This window comes from Longimycelium tulufanense, assembly GCF_014645795.1.
Lineage (GTDB): Bacteria > Actinomycetota > Actinomycetes > Mycobacteriales > Pseudonocardiaceae > Longimycelium > Longimycelium tulufanense.
The window spans coordinates 1-25,980 of record NZ_BMMK01000003.1 but is presented as its reverse complement, the minus strand read 5'-3'; the positions used below and the strand labels follow the sequence as shown (position 1 = coordinate 25,980).

The 25,980-nt window shown below is 70.9% G+C and carries 30 protein-coding genes, 1 tRNA gene and 1 pseudogene; 21 read left to right on the top strand and 11 right to left on the bottom strand.

Going from position 1 to position 25,980, the window contains the following annotated elements; all coding sequences use genetic code 11:
- The first annotated feature begins 56 nt into the window (after positions 1 to 56).
- Positions 57 to 968 (top strand): S1C family serine protease, encoded by a 912-nt coding sequence (locus IEY55_RS04855; protein WP_189054390.1) that lies wholly within the window; start codon positions 57 to 59, stop codon positions 966 to 968.
- 203 nt (positions 969 to 1,171) lie between these two features.
- Here the strand turns inward: IEY55_RS04855 and bcp are convergent, their stop codons facing one another.
- Both bcp and IEY55_RS32485 read right to left on the bottom strand, forming a co-directional pair.
- Positions 1,172 to 1,645, bottom strand: a complete 474-nt coding sequence (gene bcp / locus IEY55_RS04850) for a thioredoxin-dependent thiol peroxidase (RefSeq protein WP_189054388.1) — start codon at positions 1,643 to 1,645, stop codon at positions 1,172 to 1,174.
- 9 nt (positions 1,646 to 1,654) lie between these two features.
- Entirely contained in the window at positions 1,655 to 1,783 is a 129-nt protein-coding gene (locus IEY55_RS32485) for a hypothetical protein (protein WP_268239277.1), read from the bottom strand.
- Between the two features lie 414 nt (positions 1,784 to 2,197).
- On the opposite strand from IEY55_RS32485, the gene IEY55_RS04845 reads away from it, so the two are divergent.
- The 3 genes from IEY55_RS04845 to IEY55_RS04835 all read left to right on the top strand — a co-directional run bounded on the left by IEY55_RS04845 (position 2,198) and on the right by IEY55_RS04835 (position 4,035).
- The gene (locus IEY55_RS04845; protein ID WP_189054386.1) at positions 2,198 to 2,869 is read left to right on the top strand and encodes a Crp/Fnr family transcriptional regulator; all 672 of its coding nucleotides are present in this window, start codon (positions 2,198 to 2,200) and stop codon (positions 2,867 to 2,869) included.
- A 271-nt stretch (positions 2,870 to 3,140) separates the two neighbouring features.
- A complete protein-coding gene (locus IEY55_RS04840) occupies positions 3,141 to 3,461 on the top strand; it encodes a hypothetical protein (protein WP_189054384.1) in 321 nt (106 codons plus the stop codon).
- A gap of 4 nt (positions 3,462 to 3,465) precedes the next feature.
- Complete coding sequence (locus IEY55_RS04835; protein WP_189054382.1) at positions 3,466 to 4,035, top strand: DUF3558 domain-containing protein; 570 nt, start codon at positions 3,466 to 3,468, stop codon at positions 4,033 to 4,035.
- A gap of 121 nt (positions 4,036 to 4,156) precedes the next feature.
- Here IEY55_RS04835 and IEY55_RS04830 read toward each other — a convergent pair whose 3' ends face one another.
- Positions 4,157 to 5,326 carry a serine hydrolase domain-containing protein gene (locus IEY55_RS04830; RefSeq protein WP_189054380.1) on the bottom strand — a complete coding sequence of 390 codons (1,170 nt, stop codon included), beginning with the start codon at positions 5,324 to 5,326 and terminating at the stop codon, positions 4,157 to 4,159.
- 287 nt (positions 5,327 to 5,613) lie between these two features.
- Here IEY55_RS04830 and IEY55_RS04825 point away from each other — a divergent pair, with 287 nt between their 5' ends.
- Together IEY55_RS04825 and IEY55_RS04820 are read left to right on the top strand one after the other, a co-directional pair.
- Complete coding sequence (locus tag IEY55_RS04825) at positions 5,614 to 5,946, top strand: hypothetical protein (protein ID WP_189054378.1); 333 nt, start codon at positions 5,614 to 5,616, stop codon at positions 5,944 to 5,946.
- 77 nt (positions 5,947 to 6,023) lie between these two features.
- Positions 6,024 to 6,317, top strand: coding sequence for a hypothetical protein (locus IEY55_RS04820; protein ID WP_189054376.1), 294 nt, complete (start codon positions 6,024 to 6,026; stop codon positions 6,315 to 6,317).
- Between the two features lie 210 nt (positions 6,318 to 6,527).
- On the opposite strand, the gene IEY55_RS04815 is transcribed toward IEY55_RS04820, so the two are convergent.
- Complete coding sequence (locus IEY55_RS04815) at positions 6,528 to 8,096, bottom strand: PucR family transcriptional regulator (RefSeq protein ID WP_189054374.1); 1,569 nt, start codon at positions 8,094 to 8,096, stop codon at positions 6,528 to 6,530.
- 161 nt (positions 8,097 to 8,257) lie between these two features.
- Between IEY55_RS04815 and uraD the strand changes: the two genes are divergently transcribed.
- The 14 genes from uraD to IEY55_RS04745 all read left to right on the top strand — a co-directional run bounded on the left by uraD (position 8,258) and on the right by IEY55_RS04745 (position 21,313).
- On the top strand, positions 8,258 to 8,776 hold the full coding sequence (gene uraD, locus IEY55_RS04810; RefSeq protein WP_229686059.1) for a 2-oxo-4-hydroxy-4-carboxy-5-ureidoimidazoline decarboxylase: 519 nt from the start codon (positions 8,258 to 8,260) through the stop codon (positions 8,774 to 8,776).
- Complete coding sequence (gene uraH / locus IEY55_RS04805) at positions 8,773 to 9,087, top strand: hydroxyisourate hydrolase (RefSeq protein WP_189054370.1); 315 nt, start codon at positions 8,773 to 8,775, stop codon at positions 9,085 to 9,087. Before uraD ends, uraH begins: the two co-directional genes overlap by 4 nt.
- Before the next feature lie 3 nt (positions 9,088 to 9,090).
- Positions 9,091 to 9,966 (top strand): factor-independent urate hydroxylase, encoded by an 876-nt coding sequence (gene pucL / locus IEY55_RS04800; protein ID WP_189054368.1) that lies wholly within the window; start codon positions 9,091 to 9,093, stop codon positions 9,964 to 9,966.
- 22 nt (positions 9,967 to 9,988) lie between these two features.
- On the top strand, positions 9,989 to 10,873 hold the full coding sequence (locus IEY55_RS04795) for an FAD binding domain-containing protein (protein WP_189054817.1): 885 nt from the start codon (positions 9,989 to 9,991) through the stop codon (positions 10,871 to 10,873).
- Positions 10,864 to 11,352 carry a (2Fe-2S)-binding protein gene (locus tag IEY55_RS04790; RefSeq protein WP_189054366.1) on the top strand — a complete coding sequence of 163 codons (489 nt, stop codon included), beginning with the start codon at positions 10,864 to 10,866 and terminating at the stop codon, positions 11,350 to 11,352. Before IEY55_RS04795 ends, IEY55_RS04790 begins: the two co-directional genes overlap by 10 nt.
- Positions 11,349 to 12,713, top strand: coding sequence for an 8-oxoguanine deaminase (locus IEY55_RS04785; RefSeq protein ID WP_189054364.1), 1,365 nt, complete (start codon positions 11,349 to 11,351; stop codon positions 12,711 to 12,713). Before IEY55_RS04790 ends, IEY55_RS04785 begins: the two co-directional genes overlap by 4 nt.
- A complete protein-coding gene (gene pucD / locus IEY55_RS04780; RefSeq protein WP_189054362.1) occupies positions 12,710 to 15,022 on the top strand; it encodes a xanthine dehydrogenase subunit D in 2,313 nt (770 codons plus the stop codon). Before IEY55_RS04785 ends, pucD begins: the two co-directional genes overlap by 4 nt.
- Before the next feature lie 83 nt (positions 15,023 to 15,105).
- Positions 15,106 to 15,603 carry a nucleoside deaminase gene (locus tag IEY55_RS04775; protein WP_308424717.1) on the top strand — a complete coding sequence of 166 codons (498 nt, stop codon included), beginning with the start codon at positions 15,106 to 15,108 and terminating at the stop codon, positions 15,601 to 15,603.
- 266 nt (positions 15,604 to 15,869) lie between these two features.
- Complete coding sequence (locus tag IEY55_RS04770; RefSeq protein WP_229686096.1) at positions 15,870 to 17,240, top strand: NCS2 family permease; 1,371 nt, start codon at positions 15,870 to 15,872, stop codon at positions 17,238 to 17,240.
- Between the two features lie 5 nt (positions 17,241 to 17,245).
- Positions 17,246 to 18,259, top strand: a complete 1,014-nt coding sequence (moaA, locus tag IEY55_RS04765) for a GTP 3',8-cyclase MoaA (protein ID WP_189054360.1) — start codon at positions 17,246 to 17,248, stop codon at positions 18,257 to 18,259.
- A gap of 100 nt (positions 18,260 to 18,359) precedes the next feature.
- Positions 18,360 to 19,490, top strand: a complete 1,131-nt coding sequence (locus tag IEY55_RS04760; protein WP_189054358.1) for an XdhC family protein — start codon at positions 18,360 to 18,362, stop codon at positions 19,488 to 19,490.
- 28 nt (positions 19,491 to 19,518) lie between these two features.
- The gene (locus IEY55_RS04755) at positions 19,519 to 20,094 is read left to right on the top strand and encodes a nucleotidyltransferase family protein (protein ID WP_268239276.1); all 576 of its coding nucleotides are present in this window, start codon (positions 19,519 to 19,521) and stop codon (positions 20,092 to 20,094) included.
- Between the two features lie 85 nt (positions 20,095 to 20,179).
- A complete protein-coding gene (locus tag IEY55_RS04750) occupies positions 20,180 to 20,575 on the top strand; it encodes a hypothetical protein (RefSeq protein WP_189054354.1) in 396 nt (131 codons plus the stop codon).
- 99 nt (positions 20,576 to 20,674) lie between these two features.
- Positions 20,675 to 21,313, top strand: a complete 639-nt coding sequence (locus tag IEY55_RS04745) for a TetR/AcrR family transcriptional regulator (RefSeq protein WP_229686058.1) — start codon at positions 20,675 to 20,677, stop codon at positions 21,311 to 21,313.
- A 90-nt stretch (positions 21,314 to 21,403) separates the two neighbouring features.
- On the opposite strand, the gene IEY55_RS04740 is transcribed toward IEY55_RS04745, so the two are convergent.
- Positions 21,404 to 21,625, bottom strand: a complete 222-nt coding sequence (locus IEY55_RS04740; protein ID WP_189054352.1) for a DUF3618 domain-containing protein — start codon at positions 21,623 to 21,625, stop codon at positions 21,404 to 21,406.
- Between the two features lie 157 nt (positions 21,626 to 21,782).
- Between IEY55_RS04740 and IEY55_RS04735 the strand changes: the two genes are divergently transcribed.
- Positions 21,783 to 21,856: transfer RNA gene (locus tag IEY55_RS04735), tRNA-Leu, on the top strand.
- Positions 21,857 to 22,126: 270 nt separating this feature from the next.
- Here the strand turns inward: IEY55_RS04735 and IEY55_RS31865 are convergent.
- The 6 genes and pseudogenes from IEY55_RS31865 to IEY55_RS04710 form a co-directional block, all read right to left on the bottom strand.
- Positions 22,127 to 22,546 carry an alpha/beta fold hydrolase gene (locus IEY55_RS31865; protein WP_229686057.1) on the bottom strand — a complete coding sequence of 140 codons (420 nt, stop codon included), beginning with the start codon at positions 22,544 to 22,546 and terminating at the stop codon, positions 22,127 to 22,129.
- A gap of 122 nt (positions 22,547 to 22,668) precedes the next feature.
- Positions 22,669 to 22,800, bottom strand: a pseudogene (locus IEY55_RS31860) (alpha/beta fold hydrolase); the annotation flags it as partial.
- A 411-nt stretch (positions 22,801 to 23,211) separates the two neighbouring features.
- Positions 23,212 to 23,634, bottom strand: coding sequence for a VOC family protein (locus tag IEY55_RS04725; RefSeq protein ID WP_189054350.1), 423 nt, complete (start codon positions 23,632 to 23,634; stop codon positions 23,212 to 23,214).
- Entirely contained in the window at positions 23,634 to 24,140 is a 507-nt protein-coding gene (locus IEY55_RS04720) for a DoxX family protein (protein ID WP_189054348.1), read from the bottom strand. The genes IEY55_RS04725 and IEY55_RS04720 overlap by 1 nt, the downstream gene beginning before the upstream one ends.
- Positions 24,141 to 24,370: 230 nt before the next feature.
- The gene (locus IEY55_RS04715) at positions 24,371 to 24,814 is read right to left on the bottom strand and encodes a hypothetical protein (RefSeq protein WP_189054346.1); all 444 of its coding nucleotides are present in this window, start codon (positions 24,812 to 24,814) and stop codon (positions 24,371 to 24,373) included.
- 340 nt (positions 24,815 to 25,154) lie between these two features.
- On the bottom strand, positions 25,155 to 25,592 hold the full coding sequence (locus tag IEY55_RS04710) for a PaaI family thioesterase (protein ID WP_189054344.1): 438 nt from the start codon (positions 25,590 to 25,592) through the stop codon (positions 25,155 to 25,157).
- Positions 25,593 to 25,980 lie beyond the last annotated feature (388 nt).

Below are 25,980 nucleotides of genomic sequence, written 5' to 3'. Positions count from 1 at the left end.
GCACCTCCCCAGGTGCTCATCAGCTTGTTCTCAGGTCGACCACCGATGGTGAAGCCATGACGACGCACAACCAGCCCCCGGCGGGGCAACCGCGCGAAGAGTCCAGCCCCTACGCCACGTTCACGCCCTCGAACCCGGCGACCGAGCCCGGGCCGCAGCCCCAGGCCCAGCCCAAGCAGCAACTCAACAAGCGGCTCGCCGCCATGGTCCTGGCCGCCGGTCTGCTCGCCGGCGGCGTCGGCGTCGCCGGTGGCTACGCCGTGGCAGCCAGCCAGGGTTCCGGCTCGGTGACGCTCCCGCAGAGCAACGAGGTCAACAACGCCTCCGCCAACCAGCCGGCCGACTTCCAGAAGGCGGCCGAGACCGCGAGCAGGAGCACGGTCGACATCCGCACGAACTCGCCGATCGCCAGGGGCGAGGGGTCCGGGATCATCCTCACCAAGGACGGCTACATCCTCACGAACAACCACGTGGTGGAGACCGTGGCCAAGGCCGGCGGCACGATCACCGTCACCCTCCCCGACGGCACCAAGAAGGAAGCCAAGGTGGTCGGGACCGACGGACGCAACGACCTCGCCGTGCTCAAGGTCGACGGCGTCGACAACCTCACCCCGGCCCAGCTCGGCTCCTCCGGCTCGCTGAAGGTGGGGCAGCAGGTCGCCGCGATCGGCTCGCCGTTCGGCCTGTCCGGCACCGTGACCTCCGGCATCATCAGCGCGCTGGACCGCAAGGTCAGCAGCACCACCGACCTGGGCACGCCGGTGTCCTACCGCGGCGTGCAGACCAGCGCCCCGGTCAACCCCGGCAACTCGGGCGGCCCGCTGGTCGACCTCGACGGCCGGGTCGTCGGCGTCGTGTCCGCCAACCGGCCCGCGGACCAGCAGGGTGGCAACGTGGGCCTGGGCTTCGCCATCCCGATCGACCAGGCCACGCAGATCGCCGAGCAGATCATCAACTCCGGGCGCTGAGTACCGGCTGAGCAACGATGGTGGCCCACCGGCCGGATCGACACCGGCACGACACGGCTCGGTCGAGCCACGCCGCGCCGGACGTCGGCCCAGGGGGCCAGGACCCGGCGACGGGGCAAGGCTGCAGGCAACGGCGGGCGGGACTGGACGCGACCAGGCGTGGGCTGGATGCCGTCACTCAGTACTGAAGCGCGATACCCTAGTTAGATCTTCAGGTCCCGGCGCAACTTCGCCACGTGACCGGTGGCGCGCACGTTGTACATGGCGCGCTCGATGGTGCCGTCCGGGCCGACCAGGAACGTGGAGCGGATGACGCCCATGACCGTGCGGCCATAGTTCTGCTTCTCGCCGAACGCGCCCCACTCGGTCATCACCGAGCGGTCGGCGTCGGACAGCAGGGGAAACGTCAGCCCCTCGGCGTCCCGGAACCGGGCCAGCTTGTCCGGCTTGTCGGGCGAGATGCCCAGCACCGCATAGCCCGCGCCCTCGAGATCCCGCAGGTTGTCCCGGAAGTCGCACGCCTGCTTGGTGCATCCGGGCGTGCCCGCCGCCGGGTAGAAGTAGACGAGGACGTGCCGGCCCCGGTAGTCGGCGAGCGGCACCGGCTCACCGTCGGCGTCGGGCAGGGTGAACGCGGGCGCGGTGTCGCCGGGCTCGAGGCGCTTCTGCTCGGTCATGCCCCGACGTTATCCGTCGAGGGTGACGAGGGGGTCGGGGGAGTTCGACGGTGACGGGGTGATCGTGGCCTCGCCGACCCGGACCACGGCCGGTGCCGGTGTCCGGTTGATGTCGCCACCAGCAGCGCGCCGAGCCACACGCCGACGATCGCGGCGGCGGTGCCCACGTAGAAGCGCGTCCCCACCGGATCTTCCCCCGAATGTCCTCGCGGTACCCCCACGCGTCCGGCCACCGCCCTGGCATCACTACTCCATCAGGAGTAGTGAATGAGAGGTCGACCACTCGGGCGCTGGTGCGATGCCGGCCACCCGCGGGAACCTGGTCGCGTTTCGGCCACGTGACGCCGGCGGGAGAACTACCGCACGATGACGACCGACAGACCCCGCGCGAACCACGGCGCCCTGGTCGCCGCCGTGCGCAACGCGGTGCGGGACGTGTCGGAAGCCCGCTGACGGCAGGGGTGGGGGCCCGCTGGTCGTTCCGCTCTCGCCGCACACCCGCCGGCACTGCACGGCCTTGCACCTGGTTGCCGAGTGCGCGGGAGGAAGTCGATGGGCGGGCGAGTGGACACGGTGCGGATGCGGGTGTACCCGGGGCTGGCCGACGAGCTGCGCCGGGTAGGGCTGCCCACCCGGCACCGACCCGGTCGCGTCATCCTGCGGCAGGGGGAACCCGCCGCCCAGGTACTGCTGGTCGAGACCGGCCGCGTGACAGTGGTGCGCACCGGCGCCGACGGCACGCGGCTGCTGCTGGCGCTCCGCGGCCCCGGGCACCTGGCCGGCGAGGCCGCCGCGGTGGAGGGCGGTACCTGCACGGACAGCGTCATCGCGGTCGACGCGTGCGTCACCTTCGCCGTCGGCGTGGGCACCTTCCGCGGACTGCTCCGGCGCCCGCGCCTGGCCGAGATGTTCGACCACTACCTCACCGGCAATGCGCAGGCCACCGCCGCGCTGACGGCAGAGCTGTCCGGCCTGCCCGTCCGGGAGAAGGTCGCCCGGACCCTGCTCCACCTGCACCGCGCCGCCGACCCGCCGGCGGGGGTCACGGCCACGGTGCCCCTGACCAGCGTCGAACTGGCGCACGCGCTCGCGATGGCACGCAGCTCGTTGACGGCCACACTCGCCGGGCTGCGCCGGCAGGGTGTGGTCGATCTGGTCGGCGGCCGACTGGTCGTGGTCGACACCAAACGGCTGGCCGTTGCCGCCGGGATCGCTCCCGCGTGACGCGGTGTTCGCCACGACCAGCAGAACCGGTTCGGCAAGGGCCACATTAAGGGCCACATTACGGCGCGGCTGTCTGTCCTGGTCGATCTCGTCGGTGTGCGCCCACCGCAGGTGAGCCCGGCGAAGGTTCGCCGAGCACTCCGCGAAGACCCCGGCACGTGCCGGACGTCGGGCACGGGCGGTGACCGGTCGGCCCAACCAGCCCCCTACCAATTCGGCGGATCATGTCTGCTTCAGGTCTGATGTCCGACTGCCGAGCGGAGCGTGTTTCATGGCTGGGGATCCGCAGGAACCGGTCGCCGCATTCCAGTTCGACCGCGAGCAGCTCCCGGCGGCGATGGCACTGTTCCAGGGCACGCTCGACCGGCTGTCACCGTTGCTCGACGATGTGTGCAGAGGACTGCGGCCGCAACCGGTCACCGAAGACCTCGACGTCACAACAACTCCGGCCACGCCGCCCACCGAGGCGCACTCGGTGTTCGCCGCGGTCACGGCTTACCAGGAGCAGATCCGGACCATTCTCGCCCAGCTGCGTCGTGCTGCCCGTGGTGCCGAGGGAGGCACCGAGGCGGATTGGTGCGATCTGGGCTGATGCGATGACTCGCTGGCTGGGACTGTTCGCCGCGGTGCTTTTCGTCTCCGGTTGCGCGACGGGGGTGGTCGGTGCGCCTGCCCCCGGATCCGGGGACGGCACACCGGGTGCCACCCGGCCCCGTGAGCTCCGCCTGGACGGCGTCGACCCCTGCTCGGTTCTCACGGCCGACCAGCTGGGGCGGCTCGGGATGGACCGTCCACCGGCGGGTCGCGCCGGGCAGGAGTTCGAGAGTGCCGCCTGCACCTTCCGCGGCGAAGGACCGGCTGTCGTGGGCGTGGTCCTCTCGACCACGCGCGGGCTGGCGGCCGTGGGCCCGGACCAGCTCCGCGGAACGCGGCGGGAGCTTACGGTGGAGGGCTACCCGGCGGTGGAGGTCAGGATCCCCGACGCGGACCGCACCGAGGTCTGCACGCTGTCGGTGGATGTCGCGACCGGGCAGATGCTCGACGTCGTGTCCCGCACGGAACCCACGAGCACGGAACCGACGAGCCCCCGACCGGACGACGACGAACGGTGCCGCCGGGCGAACGAGGTCACGCGCATGGTGCTGGGAAACCTGCCCGCGAAGTGAGGGCAGCGACTTGTGCCATCCGTCGTGGCCGAACACCCCCGGCAGGCGGGTTCGTGGTGCCGCACCAGCAGGAACAGCACCACGAACCGGCGGACTCACACCAGTGTCGCGACTTGCCGGCCTAACCGCAGAAGGTCTTCTGCCGCAGGTTGTGGAAGGCGGTGACGACAGCGGGGGAGCGAGGGCCGTCACCGAGATAGTTGACTGACACGCTGATCTGCCGGGAGCCGTCCTGGGAGGTGAGGGACAGGCTCTCGAAACCGGGAACCCCACCACCGTGTCCGTTCACCGTCACGCCGCACGACAGATCCTCGATCGCCAATGCGAAACCGTACTTGCCGAGGTGGGAGGGACCCGAGAACGGGGTACGCATTTCCTTCAGCAGCTGTGGGGGAAGCAGCCGCCCCTGAACCAACGCGCGGTAGAAGCGGTTGAGGTCCTTGGTAGTCGACACGATGCCGCCCGCGGCACCACCCCACGACGGGTGCCAGTCGGTGAAGTCACCGAACGGCACGTCCCACTGCTTCCACTCGGTGTAGCCCCGGGCGTGCGGACGGGGGAGCTGATGCGTTGACGGCAGGCTCGTGCCGTGCAGGTGCAGCGGACGCAGAATTCGTTGCTGGTACAGGGAAGTAAGCGATTGGCCGGTGACCTTCTCGGCGATCAGGCCGAGAACGTTGAAGGCCAGGTTGTTGTAGACCTGCTTGGTACCGGGCTCAAAGCCCCAGCTCCCGTCCGGGCTGGGTGCTGCGCCCTTGCGGTTCCCGTACGCCACCAGGTCGGCCGCGGTCGTCGGCTGCTTCGGGTCGGAGAGCATCCGCTTCGCCAGCTCCGTGTCCGGGATGGTGTAGAGGCCGTTGGTGTGGTTCAACAGGTGACGGACCGCGATCTTGTCGCTGCCACGCACCATGCCGGGCAGGATCTTGTCCACCTTGTCGTCGAGGCTGAGGTGCCCCTCGTGAACGAGCTGGAGTACCACGACCGCGGTGAACGTCTTGGTGATGCTGCCGACTCGGTAGTGGGAATTCGGTGTTACCGGCCGTCCGGTGTCGAGATCGGCCAGGCCGGACCGCACCCGGATCGTGCCCTGGCGCCGGTCGTCGACGCGGACGATGACACCGGGCGGCGCGCCCCGCACCGCCTCGTCGGCAATTTTCTGCAAGATCGCACGGTCGACCTGAGCCAGCCCGGTTTCCTGTGTGGTCGCCGTGGTCGCCGTCGCAGTGGGTGCGACGAGCAGGCCGGCGGCGACGAGCAGGGCGCCGACAGCGGCGAGTGGTCGCAGTCGCATTCTTCCCCCATCTGTTCCCAACGGACGTCCCGCCCGAGCTCCACATTGGACAATTGAGCCGGGTGCGGTCCGGTGTTCGATCCTGCTGGTCGGCGGGCCGCGGTTTCCCTGAAGTGAAAGAAGGTCCACCCGGATGGCGCGCACGCCGAGGCGGACACGGGTCGGGGAAACCGGGTTCCTGCCCGCCACCGGCGGACTTTCCCTGCTCCGAAAGGGTGATAGGGGGCTTTCACGTTGCCGCCGCCCGCGGTGGAACCCAGGCTTGACCTGGGCGCAGGGAGGTCGCGATGTTCGTCTACCAGACCTACTGGATCTGGACCCAGGGCAAGATCACCGGTTCCCTGACGCTCACCCTCGACCCGAACCGCATCTACCTGGTCACCGGGGCGCTGGTCGCGAAGCAGGGTGGCGACGCGGGGCAGGTGTACATCTCGACGGTGTGTCGGCGGTCGGGCCACCTTGTGCGCTGCGGTGTCCGCGACGACGGGCTCGACGTGGAGCAGAGCGTGAAACGTCTCGGCCTCACCGAGGTGCTCAGCAACAGCACCCGCGTGACGATCAAGCTCCGCGGCACCGGCGGACTGCACCGGGCCGAGGGCGTCGTCTACGACATCACCTGACCGGCCGGTGTGCATGCGACGCCGCAACGAGGCCCGACACCCGGTCGGGCCCAGGGGTACAGGAGGAGGTTGTCGGCATGGTCGGGTACGCCATCTACGACCTGGAGACGGGTGAGGTGCTCGAGGTGCACGTGGAGGCACCCGGGCTGAACACCTCCGCCGAGGAGATCACCAAGCTCGCCGACCTGTCCGGTGCCCGCCGGCTCGGCGTCGTGCGCATGCCGGAGGGTGTCTCCACCCGAGCCCAGCGGGTCATCGAGGGCAAGCTCCACCTGGTGGACAAGGACGGAGCACCGTGGGCATGCGCCGGCGCCAGCGGCGTGCACGCCGAGCCGACTTTCGAGCGCCGTTACGAGGCCGAGCGTCCCTAGCCTCAGCTGCGTCCGTCCCAGCCACGGGACGCCATCGTGCTGATGGGACAGAGCATGCCAGCGCCGGGGCCGGTCAGTGATACGGCCGTCGTCGCTGGTGTGCCCGGCGGCGAGCAGCCCTCGGCCCTTTCCCGTCGACCTGCTCCGGACAGTGCTGCTCGACCCCGCGCCGTGACAGCACCGCTGAAGAAACAGGCCCGATCCGTGGGGTCAGGGCTGCGGTGTCGGCCCGAGCTCCAGGGCGAGGAACAGGTCGACGCGATCGGCGAACGAGCTCATCCGCCGCCCGGTCAGCTCCTCGATCCGCCCCATCCGATACCGAAGCGTGTTGACGTGCAGGTGGAGCTGCGCCGCCGTCCGGGTCCAGGAGCACGCACAGTCCAGGAACACCCGGAGCGTGTGGACCAAATCGCTGCCGTGCTCGGCGTCGTACTCCCGGAGCGGGCCCAGCAGCCGGGCCCGGAACGAGTCCCGCAGCTCGTCCGGCACCGTCGCCAGGAGCAGCTGGTGGGAGGCGATCTCCTCGCCGGACAAGACCCCGCCCCGGGGATCGCGGTGCACCGCGAGCCGGCGGGCACTGCGGGCCTCCACCGCCGCGGCCCGGACCCCGGCCACGGCGACCGGGCCGCTGACCCCGATCACGAGTCGTGCCGCGCCCAGCCCGGCCTGGACCACGCGCGCGCCCTCCCGCAGCTGGCCCACGAGGGCACCCAGCCGGTCCGGTGGCGCGGCCACCACGGCCAGCGCCTCCTCCCCGGTCGGTGCGACCAGCGCGTGCGGCACCAGCTCGGCGACCAGCTCGTCCAGCAGAGTTCCGGCGAAGGCCACCGGGACGCCGACGACCTCGGCGGACAGCACCCGCAGCGGCAGCTCGGGGTCGAAGCCGGCCGCGCCGAGCCGGGTGGCGATCTCGGCGTGCCCGCCGCCCTCGGTCAGCACCAGCCGGGCCAGCGTCGCGGCCGGGCGGTTCTCGATGCGCCGCCGCTCCTCGGCCCGCACCCGCTCCAGGCCGACCAGGCCGGCCAGCTCGGTGGCCAGCGCCCGCTGCGGCTCCGGCCGCCGCTCCAGGTCGCCGTCGACGGCCAGCGCCCAGCTCGTCAGCCGGTTGCCGCCGCGGGCACCGGCGGCCAGCAGCCCGACCGGGCCGTGCCCGGGCAGCCGGACCGTGCGCGGGAGCCGGTCGGCCAGCAGGAACCGGCGCGCCAGCTCGGCGCGCTGGCCGGGCAGCAGCTCCGGTCCGGTGCCCGCGACCAGGCGCCCGGTCGGGGTGACCACCCGGCAGTCCGCGCCCAGCTCGGCCGCGCCCAGCCGGAGCAGCTCGCCCAGCCCGCCGCCCTCGGCCACCGCGGTGACCAGCTGGCGGTGCCGCTCCAGCGCGGTGGCCTGCTCGCTGGCCTGGCCGGACCGTTCGGCGGCCAGGGTGAGGATGACCCGCTCTGTGATGGTGGCGAAGGAGATGTCCTCGGCCACCTCCAACAGCGGCAGCCCGTACCGGCGGCACGCCTCGACCATGTCCTCGGGGACCGCCCCGACACCGGCCGTGCCGGCCACCACCGCGGCCACGCCGGCCTCGACCACGGCGGAGACGAAGCGCTCGGAGTCGGCCGGGCCGCGGCGCCACATCATCCCCGTCAGCACCAGCTCACCGCCGGACAGGTAGCGCCGCGGGTCGCGCAGGTCGGTGGTGAAGGCCCAGCGCAGCGGCCGGTCCAGGGCGTCCGCGCCGACCAACACCGACAGTTTCAGCTCCCGTGCCTCCAGCAGGGTGCGTAGCAGCACGAGCCCTCACCTCCCCGGCCGCATCGGCATTGGAGGAAACCACAAAAGCCCACCGTCCGGCACCACCCGGTTTCATGCCTTCCAGCCCTAGCTCGCTCACTCGACCGTGTGTGTACTCACTCACATCGATGCACGGGGTGGAAACAGGAGGTGAGCGGGCCTTGTCCGGTGCGGTAACCGCGGGTGATGTCGACCGGTTCAACGCGCTGCCCCGGTCGGGGGCGGTCGAGCAGCTGCTGGCCTGCTGCGCGGTCCCGGAGTGGGCCGACCGGCTCGCGGCCGGGCGCCCCTACCCGGACCTGGCCGGGCTGCGGGACGCGGCCGATGCGGCCCTTGCCGAGCTGGACTGGGACGGGGTGCTGCGGGCGCTGACGGCGCACCCGCGGATCGGCGAGCGGACCCGGGGCACCGACCGGGAGGCGCGCTGGTCCCGACAGGAACAGGCCGCCGCGGCCACGCCGGACCAGTCGGTTGCCGAGGAGCTGCTGGCGGGAAACCTCGCCTACGAGGAGCGGTTCGGGCACGTCTTCCTGATCTGTGCCACCGGGCGGAGCGCCGCCGAGGTGCTGGCCGAGCTCCGGTCCCGGCTGCACAACGACGTCGAGACCGAGCGTGCGGTCGTACGCGAGGAGCTGCGCCGGATCGTGGCCCTGCGACTCGGGAGGTTGGTGGGCGAATGAGCCTCTCCACGCACGTGTTGGACGCCGCGCGGGGGCGCCCCGCCGCCGGCCTGGCCGTCCGCCTGGAGCAGGCCGCCGGCGACGGCTGGGAGCTGGTCGCCAGCGCGAACACCAACGACGACGGCCGCATCACCGGCTGGAACCCCGGTGCCGGCGTGCATCGCCTCGTCTTCGACACCGGCACATACCTGGGTGCCGACGCCTTCTACCCGGAGGTGACGGTCACCTTCCGGATCGCCGACCCGGCTGAGCACTACCACGTTCCCCTGTTGCTCAGCCCGTTCGCCTACTCCACGTACCGAGGGAGCTGACGCATGTCGATCGTGTTGGGCCCGAACCAGTACGGCAAGGCGGAGAACCGCCTCGTCCGCATCGACCGGGACCCCGACGGGCACCGGATCACCGACCTCAACGTCAGCGTGGCGTTGTCCGGCGACATGACGGACACGCACCTGACCGGTGCCAACGACAAGGTGCTCCCCACCGACACGCAGAAGAACACGGTCTTCGCGTTCGCCCGGGACGGGATCGGGGAGATCGAGTCGTACGCGCTGCGGCTGGCGCGGCACTTCGTCAACTCCCAGCCCTCCATCCAGCGCGCCCGGGTCAGCGTCGGGCAGTACCCGTGGACGCGGCTGGAGGTGGGTGGCTCGCCCGCGCACCACTCGTTCGCCCGTTCCGGAGAGGGAACCCGGACCACGGTGGTGAACTACGACGGTGCGCAGGCGTGGGTGGTTTCCGGGATCACGGACCTGATCGTCCTCAACTCCACCGGATCGGAGTTTTGGGGCTACATCAAGGACGGCTACACCACGCTGAAGGAGACCGACGACCGCATCCTGGCCACCGCGGTCGACGCGACCTGGCGGCACGCCGCGGCCGAGGGCACCGACTGGGGCAAGTCCTACACCACCGCCCGGCAGAGCTTGCTGGAGGCATTCGCCGAGACCCACAGCCTCTCGCTGCAGCAGACGCTGTACGCGATGGGGGAGCGGGTGCTGACCAACTGTCCGGAGATCGTCGAGGTGCGGCTGAGCCTGCCGAACAAGCACCACTTCCTGGTCGACCTGGCGCCGTTCGGCCTGGACAACCCCAACGAGGTGTTCCACGCCGACGACCGGCCGTACGGCCTGATCGAGGGCACGGTCCAGCGCGACGACGCACCCCCGGCCGGCCTGGCCTGGTCCTGACTTCCCTCGAGGAGTGTCCATGATGGACTTCCTGCAACCGACGAGCTGGTCCGAGGCGCTGCGGATCAAGTCCGAGCGTCCGGGTGCGGTGCCGGTGGCCGGCGGCACCGACGTCATGGTGGAGCTGAACTTCGACCACCGCAGGCCGGAGGCGTTGCTGGACCTGAACCGGGTCGCGGAGCTGGCCGAATGGTCCGAAGAGGACGGTCGGGTACGCCTGGGCGCCGGCGTGCCCTACGCGCGGGTCATTACCGAGCTGGGCGACGAGCTGCCCGGGCTGGCGATGGCCTCCCGTACCGTCGGATCCCCCCAGATCCGCAACCGGGGCACGGTCGGTGGGAACCTGGGAGCCGCCTCGCCGGCCGGTGACTCCCATCCGGCGTTGCTGGCGGCCGACGCGGTCGTCGAGGTGGCGTCCGTGCGGGGTACCCGGATGATCCCGGCCGCCGAGTTCTACACCGGCGTCAAGCGGAACGCCCTGGAACCCGACGAGCTGATCGCCGCCATCCACCTGGATGTGGCCCGCGGGCCGCAGCAGTTCGCCAAGGTGGGCACCCGCAACGCGATGGTGATCGCGGTGTGCGCGTTCGGCCTGGCCCTGCACCCCGAACAGCAGCGGGTGGGCACCGGGATCGGGTCGGCAGCCCCGACCCCGCGCCGGGCCAGTGCCGCCGAGGAGTTCCTGTCGGGCGAGCTGACAGCGGCCGGCCTGTGGTCGGCACCGCGCCCGCTGACCGACTCGGTCCGGCGGAGGTTCGGCGAACTGGTGGCCCAGGCGGCATCCCCCATCGACGACGTACGCGGCAGCGCGGCCTACCGCCGGCACGCGCTGGCCGTCCTCGCCCGCCGCACGCTCGGTTGGGTGTGGCAGGACTACTGCGGAGGGAGCTGGCCGGCATGCGCGTGACCTTCACCGTCAATGGCGAACAGCGGGAAGCCGACGACGTCTGGGAGGGCGAGAGCCTGCTCTACGTGCTGCGGGAGCGGTTGGGCCTGCCGGGCTCGAAGAACGCCTGCGAACAGGGCGAGTGCGGCTCCTGCACGGTCTACCTGGACGACGTGCCGGTGTGTGCGTGCCTGGTGGCGGCCGGGCAGGTCCAGGGGCGTGAGGTGCGCACCGTCGAAGGGCTCGCCGGCGACGACGAGCAGCTCGACCCGGTGCAGGAGGCGTTCGTGGCGGCCGGCGCGGTGCAGTGCGGGTTCTGCACACCGGGCCTGCTGGTCGCCGCGCACGACCTCGTCCGACGTAACAACCAACCCTCCGACGCCGAAATCCGAGAGGCGTTGGCCGGGAACCTGTGCCGCTGCACCGGATACGAGAAGATCATGGACGCGGTGCGGCTGGCCGCGGCCCGGGTCACACCGTCCACTGAGGACTCGAAATGACCGGGCGCCTCGTTGTCGAGAACGCGGCGATCGCCACCGTCGACGCCGCGGGCACGGAGTACCGCTCCGGGCACGTGGTCGTTGAGGGTGAGCACATCGTCGCCGTGGGCGAGGGACCGGCCCCCACCACCGAGACGCCCACACAGCGCGTCGACGGCAGTGGCTGCCTCGTCACGCCCGGTTTCGTCAACACGCATCATCATCTTTACCAGTGGGTAACCCGTGGCCTCGCCCAGAACGCCACCCTGTTCGAGTGGCTGACCACGCTTTACCCCGTCTGGGGACGGTTGGACGCCGCGGCAACGCATGTCGCGGCCACCGCCGGCCTCACCTGGCTGGCCCGCACCGGTTGCACCACCGCGGCCGACCACCACTACCTCTTCCCCCGAGAGGGGGGTGACCAGATCCACGCGCTGGTCACCGCCGCGGACGACGTGGGTGTCCGGCTGCACGCGGTTCGTGGCTCGATGGATCGCGGCGAGTCCCACGGCGGGCTACCGCCGGACCACATTGTGGAGGACACCGAGGTCGCGCTGGTCGCCACCGAGCAGGCCATCGACACCTATCACGACCCGGCGCCAGGCGCCCGGATCCGCATCGCGGTCGGCCCGTGCTCGCCGTTCTCGGTCACCCGTGAGCTGATGGAGCAGGCGGCGAACCTGGCCCGCCGCAAGGAAGTCCGGCTGCACACGCACCTGGCCGAGACCGCCGACGAGGAGCGACGGTGCCTGGAGGAGTTCGGCTGCACCCCGGCCGAGTACGCCGACCAGCTCGGCTGGCTGGCCGAGGACGTCTGGCTGGCCCACGCCGTGCACCTGTCCGACGACGCGGTGAAACGGTTCGGTGCCACCGGAACCGGTGTCGCGCACTGTCCGACCTCCAACGGCCGGCTCGGCGCGGGCATCGCCCCGGTACGAGGCCTGCTCGACGCCGGGGCACCGGTCGGGCTCGGGGTGGACGGCGCGGCCTCCAACGAGTCCTGCGGCCTGCTGGAGGAACTGCACCAGGCGTTGCTGTTCGCCCGCCAGCACGACGGCTCCACCGCGCTGTCGCCCCGTACGGCGCTGTACCTGGCCACCATGGGCGGCGCCCGCTGCCTCGGCCGGGACGTCGAGCTGGGCTCGCTGGAGCCCGGCAAGCTCGCCGACCTCGCGGTGTGGCGGCTGGACGGGCTGGCGCACGCCGGGATCGCCGACCCGGTGGCCGCGCTGGTGCTCGGCCCGCCGGCACCGCTGGCCCTACTTCTCGTCGGGGGCCGCACCGTCGTCGCCGACGGCGAGGTGCGCACTCTCGACGAACCCGACCTCGCCCGCCGGCTGCGCGCCACGAGCGCCTACATCACACGGGAGGTGGCCCGATGACCCAGCGAACCTCCGCCCGCGACTCGGTCCGGGAGTTGAGCACCGCGGTCACCGGGGGTATCGGGGAAAGCCCCCGGCGACCGGATGGCACGCTGAAGGTCCGCGGCGAGTTCGCCTACTCGTCGGACCTGTGGCACGAGGACATGCTGTGGGGCGCGACCCTGCGCAGCCCGCACCCGCACGCCCGCATCCTGTCCATCGACCTCACCGAGGCGTTGCGTACTCCCGGCGTCTACGCGGTACTGACGCACGAGGACGTTCCGGGCGAGAACATCTACGGCTTGGAACACCCGGATCAGCCGGTGCTGGCCGTCGACCGGGTCCGTTACCAGGGCGAGTCGGTCGCGCTGGTAGCCGCCGACCACCCAGAGACCGCGAGGCGCGCGGTGGCGCGCATCAAGGTCGAGTACGCCGAACTCCCACCGGTCACCGACATGGTGGCGGCGGCCAAGGGCGAAGGCCCGCCACTGCACCCGGACGGCAATGTGGTGCGGCACCTGAAGATCCGCCGGGGTGACCCGGAGGCCACCGCCGACGTGATGGTGGTGGGAGAGTACGAGATCGGCATGCAGGACCAGGCGTTCCTCGGCCCGGAGTCGGGCCTGGCCGTTCCGGCCGAGGACGGTGGGGTCGACCTTTACGTGGCCACGCAGTGGCTGCACGTGGACCAGAAGCAGGTGGCCAACGCGCTGGGCCTGCCCCTGGAGAAAGTGCGCCTCACCCTGGCCGGCGTCGGTGGTGCCTTCGGTGGACGCGAGGACCTGTCGATGCAGGTACACGCGTGCATGCTCGCGCTGCACACCGGAAAGCCGGTGAAGATGGTGTACAACCGCGAGGAGTCGTTCTTCGGGCACGTGCACCGGCACCCGGCCAAGCTTTACTACGAGCACGGTGCCACCAAGGACGGTCGACTGGTCTACGTCCGCGCCAAGATCTACCTGGACGGGGGCGCCTACACGTCCAGCACACCGGCCGTCGTGGCCAACGCGGCAACCCTCGGCGTTGGACCGTACAGAGTGGACAATGTTGCGGTCGACTGCTGGGGCGTGTACACCAACAACCCGCCCTGTGGCGCGATGCGCGGCTTCGGGGCCGTGCAGGCAGCGTTCGGTTACGAGTCGCAGATGGACAAGCTCGCCGAACGGCTCGGCATGGATCCGGTGGAGATTCGGGTTCACAACGCCATCGCCGAGGGCGACACCATGCCCACCGGACAGGTGATCGACTCCCCCGCGCCCGTCGCCGAGCTGATGCGGCGGCTACGGAGGCTGCCGATGCCGCCGGAGAACCGCGAGGAACCGGTCGACATCCGCGACATGCCCGGCGGTGTGTCCAACACGACCCATGGTGAGGGCGTGGTGCGCGGCGTGGGATACGCCGTGGGAATCAAGAACATCTGCTTCTCCGAAGGATTCGACGACTACTCGACCGCCCGGCTGCGGGTACAGACGGTCGGTGGCGAGCCGGCGGCACTGGTGCACACCGCAGCCGCCGAGGTGGGCCAGGGCCTGGTCACCGTCAAGCAGCAGGTCGTCCGTTCCGAGCTGGGAATCGAGCGGGTCACCGTGGCGCCGATGGACACCACCGTCGGCAACGGCGGCTCCACCTCGGCATCCCGCCAGACCTACGTCACCGGTGGTGCCGTAAGGAAGGTGTGCCAGACGGTGCGGCAACGCATCTTCGAGCTGGCGGCGCGCAAGCTCGGGCACGGTCCGGACGGCCTGGAACTGGCCGGCGGCAAGGTGGTTGACGCCAGCGGCGTGGTGCTCGCCGACCTCGTCGACGTCCTCGGTGACGACGTCGTCGAGGAGACCGAGGTGTACCGGCACCGGCCCACCTACCGGGTGGATTCCGAGACCGGACAGGGCAACGCGCACGTCCAGTACGGTTTCGCCGCCCACCGGGCCATCGTCGACGTCGACACCGAGCTGGGCCTGGTGAAGGTCGTCCAGCTGGACTGCGTACAGGACGTGGGCAAGGCGATGAACCCGCAGGCGGTCGTGGGGCAGATCCATGGCGGCTCCGCACAGGGCCTCGGCCTTGCGGTCATGGAAGAGATCCAGGTCGTTGACGGCAAGGTGCGCAACCCGTCGTTCACCGACTACCTGATCCCCACGATCCTCGACATGCCACCGATGACGGTGGACGTGCTGGAGCTGGCCGACCCGCACGCCCCCTACGGGCTGCGCGGCGTGGGTGAGCCACCGACGATCTCGTCCACACCCGCCATCGTGGCCGCGATCCGCGCCGCCACCGGCAACGCGCTTCCCCGAGTACCTGTACGACCGGAGCACATCACCGGAACCTGACCGATCCCCATCGTGGCCCTGGTGCGCCCCGCCGGCGCACCAGGGCGGGCCGACCACACCCACCAACCCTGAGGAGGAGCACCGTGGCGCTCCCGGTTTCCAAACCGACCACCCAGGACGAGCGGACCCTGCTGACCGAAACCGTGCGACTGGCCACCGGCAACGTCGCCACCGGCGGCGGTCCCTTCGGTGCCCTGATCGCCCGCGGCAGCGAGGTGGTGGCCGTCGGTACCAACCAGGTCACCCCGACGCTCGACCCCACCGCGCACGCCGAGGTGGTCGCGATCCGCAATGCATGCAAGCGGCTCAACGACTTCAAGCTCGACGGCTGCGTGCTGGTCACCTCGTGCGAGCCGTGTCCACTGTGTCTGTCCGCGGCGCTGTGGGCGCGGATCGACCGGGTCGTCTACGCGGCCGACCGGCACGACGCCGCCGCGGCCGGGTTCGACGACCTCGCCTTCTACCACCTTTTCGAGACCCCACGGGACGACTGGTCGGTACCGGTCCAGCAGGTCCCGTACGCGGAGCGCAACGCTCCGTTCAACGCCTGGCTGGCCCGCCCCGACCGGGTCGAGTACTAGCCGCCGCGGTCCCCGCCAGCAGCGGGGCCGGCGCGGACCAGGACGGTCCGCACGGTGCTGACCGGAGCACCGGAACAAAAACCAAACCGTGCCCGAGACCGACGCTCCCGACGGGCCGAAGGGAAGTCGGAACCGAGCACACCCACCGGCATGGGAGGGGCACGTTGACCCTGCGCGACGACACCCGAACCACCGATGTCCATACCGGGGAGCCACCTGCGGCTCCGCCCGAGACCCGATGGTCGGTCCTCGACCGCTTCTTCGAGATCAGCGCTCGCGGCAGCACACTCAGCCGCGAGATCCGCGGCGGCGTCACCACGTTCGTGGCGATGTCCTACATCATCCTGCTCAACCCACTCATCCTGGGCGCCTCGGCCGACATCACCGGCGCCCGGCTGACCACCGAGCAGCTGACCACCGCGACCGCGCTGTCCGCGGCCGTCATGACGTTGCTGATGGGCGTGGTCGGCAAGGCGCCGCTGGCGATCGCCGCCGGCCTGGGCATCAACGGCGTGGTCGCCTTCCAGATGGCGCCGGCCATGACCTGGGCCCAGGCGTTCGGCCTGGTGGTCCTGGAAGGCGTCTGCATCGTGCTGATGGCCATCAGCGGGGTGCGGGAACGCATCATCAACGCCATCCCGGCGCCGATGAAGACGGCGATCACCGTCGGCATCGGGCTCTACATCGCGCTGGTCGGGCTGGTCAGCGCCGGCTTCGTGACCAGGACGCCGGACTCGGCGAACTCCACGGTGCCGGTGCGCATGGGGCTCGACGGGCACCTGGAGGGCTGGCCGATCCTGGTGTTCTGCGTCGGCCTGCTGCTGATGATCGTACTGGTGTCCCGGCGGACGCCGGGCGCGGTGCTCATCAGCATCGTCGTCGCCACCCTGCTGGCGATCGGCCTGAACACCATGTTCCGCATTCCCGAGTGGGGCCTGGTGGAACCGAAGGTTCCGGACAGCGTGGTCGGCAGTCCCGACTTCAGCCTGTTCGGTCAGGTAGACCTGTTCGGCGGCTTCGTGACCGCCGGCGTCATCACGGCGACGGTCTTCCTGTTCACGCTGGTGCTGTCCGGGTTCTTCGACGCGATGGGCACCATCACCAGCGTCTGCTCGGAAGCCAAGCTGACCGACAACAAGGGCAAGGTCCGCGGAATGGGCAGGATCCTGCTCGTCGACGGCGCCGGCGCCGTCTCGGGTGGTGCCACCGGCTCCTCGCCGAACACGGTGTTCCTGGAGTCGGCGGCCGGTGTCGGAGAGGGTGCGCGCACCGGCCTGTCCAGTGTGGTCACCGGCCTGCTGTTCGGCGCCGCGTTGCTGTTCACCCCGCTCGCCGCGGTGGTGCCGGCGCAGGCGGCGGCACCGGCACTGGTTGTGGTCGGCGGGATGATGGTGGCGCAGTGCCGGCACATTCCGTGGCAGGACAGCGACTACACGATCCCGGTGTTCCTCACCGCGGCGGTCATCCCGTTCACCTACTCCATCACCAACGGCATCGGTGCCGGCCTGATCGCCTTCGTGCTCGTGAAGACCTTCAAGGGCAAGTGGCGTGAGGCCGGCTGGGTGATGACGCTTATCGCCGCGCTGTTCGCCGTGTACTTCGCGGTGGAGCCCATCGAGGCACTGCTGAAGGGCTAGGAACAATGGCTGTTCGTCCCCTGGTCGACCGGTTCGGTCGGGTACACACCGACCTCCGGGTGTCCCTGATCGACAAGTGCGACCTGCGCTGCCGCTACTGCATGCCCGCCGAGGGCCTGCCGTGGCTGAGCAAGGCCAGTCTGCTCACCGACGGCGAGGTCGTCCGTGCCGTGGGGCTCGCCGTGCGCGAGCTGGGGATCACCTCGATCCGGTTGACCGGGGGCGAACCGCTGTTGCGCCGCGGCCTGGTGGACATCGTGCGTGCCCTGGCGGCTCTCCGGCCGCGGCCGGCGCTGGCGATGACCAGCAACGGGGTCGGGCTGGCCCGGCTCGCCGGGCCGCTGGCCGGGGCCGGCCTGGACCGCGTCAACGTCTCGCTGGACACGTTGCGCCGGGACCGGTTCCACCACCTCACCCGGCGGGACCGGCTAGACGAGGTGCTCGCCGGGCTCGCCGCGGCGGCCGCCGCCGGGCTGCACCCGATGAAGGTCAACGTGGTCGTGCAGCGGGGCGTCAACGACGACGAGGTCGTCGACCTCGCCGAGTTCTGCGTCGAGCACGGCTACCAGGTGCGGTTCCTGGAGCAGATGCCGCTGGACGCGCAACGCGACTGGACTCCGGACGCGGTGGTCGGCGCGGCCGAGGTGCTGGACCGGCTGGCCGCCCGCTGGTCGCTCACCCCCGTGCCGGGCCGCGGGTCCGCGCCTGCCGAGACCTACCTGCTCGACGGCGTGCGCGCGGCGGACGGCGGCCCGGCGACCGTCGGCGTGGTCGCCCCGGTCAGCAGGCCGTTCTGCGGCTCGTGCAACCGGCTCCGGCTCACCGCGGACGGCCAGCTGCGGGCCTGCCTGTTCGCCACGGCCGAGACCGACCTGCGGGGCGCGCTGCGTCACGGCGCCTCCGACGCGAAGCTGGCCGAGCTGTGGCTGGCCGCGGTGGCGGGCAAAGGCGCCGGTCACCGCATTGCCGAGCCCGACTTCGAGCAACCGGAGCGGCCGATGGCCGCGATCGGGGGTTGACGACGGTGGCAACTTCCGGCTGCGGGGTGTGTGCTGGACGTGGGTCCTTCCGGTGGCCCGCGGCGCTCGCCGCCCGGGACCGCCTGACCTGGAGGTCGCGATGAAGGACATCGCAGCGCAGCTTGTCGAGTGGGTCGCGGCGGGCGAACGGTTCGCCGTGGCCAGTGTCGTGGCCGTGCGCGGCAGTACGCCGCGCGAGCTGGGCGCCGCCATGGCCGTGCGGGCCGACGGCGTCGTCATCGGGAGCGTGTCCGGAGGCTGCGTCGAGGGCGCCGTTTACCAGCTGGCCCAAGAGGTTCTCGCGGACGGGCAGCCACGGCGGGAATCCTTCGGCTACTCGGCCGAGGACGCCTTCGCCGTCGGGCTGTCCTGCGGTGGCGAGCTGGACGTGTTCGTGCAGCTGGTCGAGGCCCCGGCGATCGTGACGGCGCTGCGGGTGGCCGTGGCCGCCGAGCACGTGGCGGCCGAAGCCGGGGAGCAGGTGGCGCTGGCACGGGTGGTGGGCGGCCCTGCCGAGCTGGTGGGGCGCGCGTTGGCGGTCTTCGGAGCTCACGACAGCGGATCAACGGGCCTGCCCGAGCTGGACTCGGTCGTGGTGGCCGAAACGCGGGCCATGCTCGAACAGGGCTTGACCGGGCTGCGCACGGTGTGCCACGACGGGACGACCGAGTGTGTTGTTTTCGTCGAGTCGTGGGTAACCGCGCCGCGCATGCTGGTCTTCGGCGCGATCGATTACGCCGCAGCGGTTGCCGCCATGGGGCGTTTCCTCGGCTACCGCGTGACGGTGTGCGACGCACGGCCGGTGTTCGCCACACCGGTCCGCTTCCCGCAGGCACACGAGGTCGTCGTCGAGTGGCCGCACAAGTACCTGGCACGCACCGGGACCGACGAGCGGACCGTCGTGTGCGTACTGACCCACGACGCCAAGTTCGACGTGCCGGTCCTGGCGGAGGCACTACGCCGCCCGCTGGCGTACGTGGGCGCACTGGGGTCGCGCCGCACGCACGCCGACCGGGTGCGGCGACTGCGCGAGGCCGGGGTGACCGAGACCGAGCTGGCGCGGCTGCACGCACCGATCGGCCTGGACCTGGGTGCGCGCACGGCGGAGGAGACGGCGGTGTCGATCGCCGCCGAGATCATCGCCACCCGGCGGGGAGGCAGTGGCACGCCGCTGGCGACGACCGAAGGCCCGATCCACCATGACCGCGTCCCGGCCGCACGCACACCGTGATGCCGCGGCGCCGGGGAGCGAGGTCGGTGTGACTGTTCCGGCGGGTCTCGTGCTGGCCGCCGGGGCGGGGCGCCGCTTTGGCATGCCGAAGGCTCTTGTCCGGTACCGCGGCTCCCTCCTGGTCACGCGGGCGGCCGAGGTTCTGCGCGCGGGCGGCTGCGACCCCGTGGTGGTGGTACTGGGGGCCGCGGCCGAGGAGGTGCGGGCACGGGCTCCGCTGGCCGGTTGTGTGATCGTGGACAACCCGAACTGGCCGACGGGGATGGGGTCCTCGTTGCGGGTCGGGCTGGGAGTGCTCGGAGAGCGGCCGGCCGTGCCGGCCGTGGTCGTCTTGCCGGTCGACATGCCCGGGGTCACCCCGAACGCCGTGCGACGTCTCGTCGCGCACAGCGCACCCGGGGTCCTGGCCGCCGCCAGCTACCACGGCGAGCGAGGACATCCGGTGCTGCTGGGGCGGGAGCACTGGGCGGGAGTGCGTGCGGCGGCCGTCGGCGATTCCGGCGCCCGGGAATATCTGCGCCAGCACGAGTTGATGCTCGTGCAGTGTGAAGACGTTGCGGACGGGGCCGACGCCGATCGGCCGGAAGACCTCCCGGACGGGTAACGTGTCTTAACTCGAACGGGTTAATTTGGGGATTGGCAAGTGGCGTGTCCCGGGGGTGGGACGCGCGCACGGGGGAGGGGGAGCCATGGCGAACACGCCTGTCACCGTCAACTACGAGCCCGCGGGCGAGGACTGGAAGGTCGTCGTCACCGCGGGCGAGAAGGAACGCACCGCCGAGGCGTCCGGGCTCGTCGCGGCCCGCGACCGCGCCGAGGAGATCGTCGAGGAACTGGTCCCGCAGGCGGATCGGCGCACGGTCGTGCACCTGTTGGAGGGCAACGCCTTCGACTTCACCGCGGCCTACCTGCAGGCCCGCCACGGTGAGCTGCCCGCCGGGTGGTGGGAGGAGCCCGCGGCCGACCGGAGAGAGGCGGCTACGGAGAGCACCGAGCCGGACACCGAGAAGGCCGACGAGGCCGACGAGGCCGTGCTCGCGGACGAGGCGGTGCAGGAGGGCGAGCCCGTCGGCGGGCGTGGCTAGACTCTTGCCGGCGCAAACTCATGCCGCGTGGCGCATCGTCCCAGCTCACCGCCGCGATCGGGAGCGGCCTAGGATGTGCTGCGCCGGACGAGCTTGATCGTGCCCGGCACGGTGAGCCAGGAGGAGGCAGTGTTGGCCACGGCGGCCCAGGACGAGCCGCGCGCAGCAGCCCAGCGCGGCCGTCCGCGCGACGCGAGCAGGGACGAGGCACTGCGACAGGCCGCGCTGGAGGTGATGGCCGAGGTCGGGTACCGCGCGCTCACCATGGACGCGGTGGCCGCCCGGGCCCGCGCCGGCAAGGCCACCATCTACCGGCGCTGGGAGTCCAAGCTCGACCTGGTGATCGACACCACCAACCAGTTGGCCAGCCGGAACCTGCCCGAGCCGGACACCGGGTCGGTCGGCGGCGACCTGCGCGAGTTCCTCACCAGCTTCGGCACCTTCCTCACCGGGCCGATCGGCAAGGCGGCCCAGGCCCTGGTCGGGGAACTGCCGCACGAGCCCGAACTGGCCAGTGCCTTCCGGCACACGTTCCTGGCCTCCCAGCACGCCGTGCTGGACCGGATCCTGGAGCGTGGCCGGCAACGCGGCGAGGTGCGGCCGGACGCGCCGGTGCGGCTAGTCGTGGAACTGGCCGGCGGGGCGCTGGTGTACCGGCTGATGCTCAGCGGCGAGCCGCTGGACGCCATGTTCGTGGCCGGCCTGGTCGACCGGGTGTTGCTGCCGGCACTGCGCTGACACCCCGGGACGGGCCGGACTGCCTACCGGACCTTCCCAGCCCGACTCGAGCAGGGCTCGGGGGTTACCCCCGGTTGGCGGAAAAGGGGCTCAGCGGAAGAGCTTGCGCAACAGGACCAGGACGACCAGGGCACCCAACGCGATCAGCGGGTACCGCACCTTCGGGTCGTCCAGCTTCGCCCGTACCTCGGCCCTGCCCGCCGACACCAGGCGCTGCGGGTTGGCCCTGGTGCCCAACTCGTCCAGCGTGGCGGCCAGCGCGTCACGCGCCTGCTCGATCTCGCGCTGGATGGTCTCGGGGTCCCGCGCCACGTGTCCTCCTCGCACCGGTGCCTACCTGCGCCAACCGTAGTCGACCGGGCCCGGTCGACCAGTGGGGGACACCGGAACACCGGGTCCCGCGCCCGCCCGCGCGACCGACACCTTACGCTGATCGTGCCCGGCCCGGCCGAACCGGCCCGCCGGGCACGGGGCCGTAGCCCAACTGGCAGAGGCACACGGTTTAGGTCCGTGCCAGTGTGGGTTCGAATCCCACCGGCCCCACCGGCTCAGGGGACGTGTGTCCGCGGAAAGCGCGGACCGCGTCGCCGGTTCATGATGTTGGGGGGCCGAGCCCCCAGACCCCCACGGTGCGAGTTTCTTGCGGCCCAGCGTGGTCCCGGTGGGTGCCGACCAACACCGGGTGGTTCTTATGGGGACCGTCTGGTCCACCGATTAGTCATTGTGCGAACCGCTCCCTTCGGGGCCGTTCCGCTGTTGGGCGGTTGCGGCCCCGTTGTGGTGGGGGTGGGGGCCGAACTCGCCAGGTCAGGGTCAGTGACGATCAACCGTTGTGGTGTGGGTGAGGATCGCCTCGGTCAGCGGGGAGAAGATCGCGGGGCTGAGCGCGTGTCCCATGCCCGGGATGGTGACCAGCCGGGCGGTGGGGATGAGGCAGGCCAGGTGGCGGGCGTGGGGCGGCGGGTTGACCGGGTCTTCGGGGGTGTCGATGACCAGCGTCGGGGTGCTGACGTTGGCCAGTTCGGTCGCGCGGTCGAGCCCGGTGGGGAAGATGAGGTTGTGCGTGGTGGGGAAGTCAAGCCTCCCGGTGTGGTCGATCAGTCGTTCCTCAAACCGGCGGAACCACTCGGCGTCGAAGGGCAGCACGGGTCCGTTGAGCAGCCGCCAGAACTCCTCCACCCGCCAGGTGATCTCCGCCTCGCGGTCACGGGGTTTGCCAACCTGCGCAAACACACGGAACATCCTCGGGTCGGGACCGGGCAGATCCGGCGTGTCCGGGCCGCGGCGAAAGTGCCGAGTGCGCGGGCGCCCACCACCGTGGCGGACAGCAGTCCGTCGCGATGGTCAAGCAGCAGCAACTGGATGAGATTGCCGCCAAGGGACAAGCCCACGACGTGGGCGCGGTGCACGTCCAGGGCGTCGAGGATGGCGACCGCATCGTTGGCGAGGTCGGTTGCGTCGTAGGGATGCGCGTCGAAGGCCCCCATGTCGGACGGCCGGTATCCCGGTGGTCGTAGCGGATCACGCGGTGGTGCCGGGCGAGCGCGTCCACCAGTTCCTTGGGCCATGTCAGACCCGACGCGTTCGCACCCGCGATCAGCAGCAACGGCGGGGCGTGCTCGTCACCGGTGTCTTGGATCCACAGCTCCACGCCGGGAGCAACCTCAACAAGACGCAAGACGCTCCATCCCTCCTCGTCCTACCCTTTCGTTGCGCCGGGTGTTGAACTTCGCCTGTTGCGTGTCACCGTCCCCTCACATCGACCACATCGCCCCCTGCGCTCGCCACGGCCGACAGCCTCGCCGAGTGCCGACGTCGACGGCGTGCCTTGGGAATCGCAGGGGGCCGACGAGTCCGCGCACGGCAGCGGCCGGGTTGGTCCGCGGCGGAGCGGTCGACTATGTCGACCGGTTCGCTCCCGGTGCGTAGGTTCCGAAGGTCCAGATGTTGCCGTCGACGTCACGGGCCGTGTAGGAACGGGAGCCGTGCTGCTCCGCGGGTGGCCTGAGGATCTCCGCGCCGGCGCGCTGTGCCTGTTGGAAGTGTGCGTCGGCGTCTTCGACCAGAACACAAAGGACAGTCGCTCCGGCACCTGAGGTCATGTCGTCGGCCATGCCGCCGGTGGCCTTCGGGCTCAGCATCACGGTGCCGTCGCCATAGGACAGTTCGGCGTACCCGACGGTGCCGTCGTCGCCTTCGTACACCGCGGCCCGGGTGAAACCGAAAGCTTCCGTGAGTTGCTGGATCGCTGCTCTGACATCCCGGTACAGCAGCGTTGGGTAGATCGTGGGTGTGCCGGTTGGCGCACTGGACATAACCATCAAGGACTCCGGTGGCCGGTGTGCTGGGACGTCGCGATGCGGCGGGAGACGAGGGCGTCCACGCTGGCCTTGCCCGCGCCGGCGCAGACCAGCCAGGCCAGCAGGCAGGCCAGGAGCCATTCTGGGGAATAGAAGAGGTTGCTGAGGAAGTCCCAGGTGGTCGGGTACTTGTCGTGCAGGGGCGGGGCCACTGCGGTCAGGGTGGCGCCGATCATGATGGCGGCCAAGGCCAGCGCGCTCAGGCGGGTGGCTGCCCCGGCCATGAGGCCCAGTCCCCCCACCAGCTCGATCAACGCCACGACCGGTGCGGCCCAGGACGCCTGGGGGACGCCAAGCTGTTCGAACAGCCGCGTGAAGGCGGCGAGATCGGCAAGCTTGCCGACCGCGCCGCTGGCGAACATGAACCCGATGCTGACCCGCAGGACGAGGTTGGGCAGCCAGCCCAGGGCGTGGAGGCGTCGAGTGGTCTGCTGACACCGGCCGCGGATCGCGGAGATGGTGGTCACGAGGAACTCCCTGACGAACGTCGAAGAAGGGGAATGTGGGGGACTTGGAACCGGCCATGCCCGCGGTCGGGCACACCACCCGGCATGGCCACGAGGGCGACGAGAAACGACCGGTAATCCCGTTTCTGCGCGGGAGCGGGAATACGTTCCCCTGGTGGCCAGGCAAGGCCATGCCCCACCACTGCCGCCACGCAGCCCGGTGCGGCCGCACGAGGACCGGCGACAGTCGTTTACAGCCGGAGCACCGACAGAAGGGTGAGGTCGACGGCTTGTGGCGGGGGCCCAAGGGCAGGAGGAGGGACTCGGGCCGCGCCAACAGGCCCGGCGCGATGGTGCGCCACCGGCCGTATCGGCGCCGTGTTGTCGCTGCTGCTCAGCCGCGTCGCTGTGGCGAACGAGTGGTGCTCACCGCGGGGCGAACAGTCAGGTGTGGGGGAATCGGTGACCGGTTCCGGCACGACAGCGGTCTCGGTACTGCGCTCCGCCTGGATGACGTGAGGCGTTGCGCCCTCCAGGGCACCTGCGAGGACCACTCCCGACGCAGCGTCCGCGGGGCCGTCCAGGCACCGTACGGGACCGGTCCACAGCAGCCCACCCACCACCGCCACCACGATGAGCACGCCGACCACGACCGGAAGCCGACGCAGTGCGGCCGAGGAGGGGGTTGCGGTCATGCTGGTCTCATCCTGGTGCCATCGCGTTACCCTGTGATCTCTGGCCGCAGGCTATCCGCCCCGGGAGACCCGGCGCCCCACCAGGGGGCCGGCCACGACGTCGACATCCCCGTGAGCTGCGAGAACGCCCGAGAGGGTGGGCCCACAGCCGGTCGAGGCCCGCTCGGTGGGAGCGGACGGCCCGAGTCGTCGGGTCGGCGCCTGGCATGGACAGGGGCACGTCGAGCACGGTGTGGCGGCGGCTGATCCGCGCGATCGGTACGCGGGCCGGGATGATCGCACCCCGGTCGGGCCGACCGGCCAGCAACACCACCCGTACCCCGGGCGCGCCGTTCGGGTGTCAGGGGTTGATGCCGAACGCTCGTCGGATGGTGTCAAAGTCGGGGTCGGCCATGGCCTGGGCGACGTCGTGGACCCGCCCGTGGGTGGTGAAGTGCTCGAGGTCCACGGCGAGGAACAGTGCGGTGGCGCGTACCGCGGGGGATCCGGTGGGGCCGTTGCGGCGGCCCTCTGCCACCAGCGAGATCTTGCGCCCGGTCACCCCGGTGCAGCGCGCGTGGATGTGCAGTACCGAGCCGACCGGCACCGGGGTGAGGTATTCGGTCTCCAGCCGGGCGGTGACCGCGGGCGTGCCGAGCAGCCAGGCCACCGTGCCCAGGGCCTCGTCCAGTGCACAGGCCAGCAACCCGCCGTGGGCCAGGCCCGGGGCGCCCTGGTGGTCATCGGTCACCTCGAGCTGGGCGTGGATCGAAGCCTGTTGACCCACGGTGAGTCGCATCCGCAGCCCGGCACCGTGGTCCGGGCCGCAGCCATAGCACCGGCGGTAATGCGAGGGGAGCACGGTCCCGACCGGTGGCGCCTGTGGGTGCGGCTGGGGCGGAGCCACCTGACCCGAGGGGTGTTCTGGCTGCACAAATGCCAGGCTAGCGGCGTGACAGCGCCACCATTACTCGCTGGTAACTTGAGAAGGGTCACGTTTTTGTTCGGTCCCCGGCGGGGACGTGAGCAGATGTTGACCGGTAGACGGCCAAGGTGAGCACACAACGACTCGACCACTGTGGTGGGGCGGTGCCGGACGTACCGTTTTCCCCAGCTCGTGAGTTAGAGCGTGTCTCACTTGGTAGATCGTTGAGGTGGGGTAGATGATCTCCACTCGTGGACGATCT